General features: G+C 55.5%; 3 protein-coding genes. 2 read left to right on the forward strand and 1 reads right to left on the reverse strand.

The genetic code is table 11. The features are described from left to right. Window positions 1-73: 73 nt before the first annotated feature. A complete protein-coding gene (locus Ga0074115_RS15430; protein ID WP_087959803.1) occupies window positions 74-613 on the forward strand; it encodes a hypothetical protein in 540 nt (179 codons plus the stop codon). Between the two features lie 54 nt (window positions 614-667). Continuing rightward, complete coding sequence (locus Ga0074115_RS15435) at window positions 668-1,216, forward strand: pyridoxamine 5'-phosphate oxidase family protein (RefSeq protein WP_005962737.1); 549 nt, start codon at window positions 668-670, stop codon at window positions 1,214-1,216. Between the two features lie 96 nt (window positions 1,217-1,312). Here the strand turns inward: Ga0074115_RS15435 and Ga0074115_RS15440 are convergent, their stop codons facing one another. Continuing rightward, complete coding sequence (locus tag Ga0074115_RS15440; protein ID WP_057955392.1) at window positions 1,313-1,957, reverse strand: PEP-CTERM sorting domain-containing protein; 645 nt, start codon at window positions 1,955-1,957, stop codon at window positions 1,313-1,315. Window positions 1,958-2,184: the final 227 nt, after the last annotated feature.

Below are 2,184 nucleotides of genomic sequence, written 5' to 3' on the forward strand. Positions count from 1 at the left end.
ACTGATACACTCAGTTGGGAGGTTCTGATGATTGTCGAGGTGACTGATACACTCAGTTGGGAGGTGCTGATGATTGTCAGAGCCAGAGCCAGAGCCAGAGCCAGAGCCAGAGCCAGAGCCAGAGCCAGAGCCAGAGCCAGAGCCAGAGCCAGAGCCAGAGCCAGCCCCCAAAGCACGTCCGAGGCGCGCGCCCTCCGGTTATGTGCCCGAGGGCAAGTCGATGCCAGAGCGCCTCGCTGAGCAGCGTGAGCTGGTGGAGGAGCTGCTGAAGAATGACTGCGTCAACCTGGGCTTGGTCACCTGCAAGCAGGCGGAGCAGATGAGCCGTGGCATGGTGGGGCGTGAGCCGAAGAAGGCAGAGGCCGATATCGTGGTCGAGCTGCGCGCCACCCTGCATACCCAGATCCGCAAGTTTCTGCGCAAGCACAAGGGTGGCCCCTGGAACAACCCCAAGGCCCAAGAGGCGTTGCGGATCGAGATCGCCTCCACCAGTTCGCTCCGCTCTCTGGTGAAGATGGCCCGATCCATCCTGAGTGAACGCGATGAGTGGCTGATGGCGAACCGGGGCAAGCTCAGCAGTCTGTTGTTTGGCGGCAAAATGCGGGTGAAGTGAGCTTTGCGATGGTAGCCTCCTGGCATCATCCAATAGATAAATAAGAGGGATCAGATGGCCAAGCAGTACGATTCAATTTCAGACAAGCATGCGGCATTCATTATCCGGCAGCAGATCTTTTTTGTCGCCACTGCAGCCGCCGAAGGGCGGATCAACCTCTCCCCCAAAGGGATGGACAGCCTACGTATTAGCGCTCCCAATCAGGTAGTCTGGCTCAACCTGACAGGTAGTGGTAATGAAACCGCCGCGCACCTGTTGGAAAATCCTCGCATGACTCTCATGTTCTGCGCCTTCGAGGGCGAGCCGAAGATCCTGCGCCTCTATGGGCAGGCCCGGGTCTATCATCAGGGGAGTGATGGCTGGGATCAGCACATCGGCCGTTTCCCCAGCCTGCCGGGCGCGCGCCAGATCGTGGTGATGGATGTGGACCTGGTGCAGACCTCCTGTGGCTTCGCTGTGCCGCTCTATGACTTTATCGGGCAGCGGAATGAGCTCAAAAGTTGGGCGGAGAAGAAGGGCGAAGAGGGGGTCCGCGACTACTGGCGGGAGCGCAATGTACTCAGCATCGATGGCAAACCCACCGGTATTATCGGTGGTGGCTGATTGGACGGCCAAAGCGACCCTTTGGTCGTGAAGTGATACAGACAAAAAGCAGCCCCAGAGCGTTGGGGCTGCTTTTTTTTGCAGGAGAGTCGTTGATCAGGCTTTCTGCTTGCGGCGACGGCTGACACCAAGACCGATCAGGCCAGCAGCCAGCAGACCCAAAGAGGCAGGCTCAGGCACGTCGGCCTTGGTCTCCAGGATCAGCTGACGCGTGTAATTGCTGCTGCTGTAACCAAATGCATACCCCTTTGATTTGTAGCGGGCACCTACGGCCCAGAGGTCGTTGGCAGCGTTCAGCGAGCTGAGGGCATTGCCATTCAGTGCTACATTGAGATTGATGTGATCCTGCTTGTAGAAGATTTTGGTGGCGCCGTATTTGGTGCCGGTTCCCAGATCCTTATAGATTGAGGTCAGACCGGAACCGCCAGCCGTCAGAGTACCGATATCGGTGCTGACATCGAACAGAGACCAGATGCCGCTCCTGGAGACATCGACTGAGTTCACCTTCAGAGTGGCCGAGATGATCTCGTCGGTGATCGAGGCGAGGTCAAAGACAAAGAAGTCGCGATATTTTTGCCCATGGATATTACCGGCGATGTAGTTGGTGTTTGACGCGGTGTGATCACCATAGTTGGTGTACCAGCCGGAGTCGGTGGCGTTCAGGGTGATGATGTCAGCGCTTGCGAAGGCGGGGGCCAGCAGCATGCAGCCGAGGACGATTTTGCGAATGATTTTTTTCATGGTGTTGTCTCTAGTCTGTCGGTCGATTGAAAAGTTCTGACAGGCTTAGAGCAACCGCTGTGCCAACTTCTATAATTATTTTTTAATTCAACAAAAAACAGTTAGTTATAAACAAATAGTTAATTCCTATGAGAGCCATTCGGTTAATCTGTTGATACCGGAAGTGAGAAAAGCCCGCTTCGGACGAAGCGGGCTTTTTTATTTCTTGACGAAGATGAGCTATGTTT

The organism is endosymbiont of Ridgeia piscesae (genome assembly GCF_001443665.1).
Lineage (GTDB): Bacteria > Pseudomonadota > Gammaproteobacteria > Chromatiales > Chromatiaceae > Endoriftia > Endoriftia persephonae.

Bases quoted from the DNA above. Each gene is read 5' to 3' on its own strand.
- Ga0074115_RS15435 (WP_005962737.1), top strand. From the start codon at position 668: ATGGCCAAGCAGTACGATTCAATTTCAGACAAGCATGCGGCATTCATT.
- Ga0074115_RS15440 (WP_057955392.1), bottom strand. From the start codon at position 1,957: ATGAAAAAAATCATTCGCAAAATCGTCCTCGGCTGCATGCTGCTGGCC.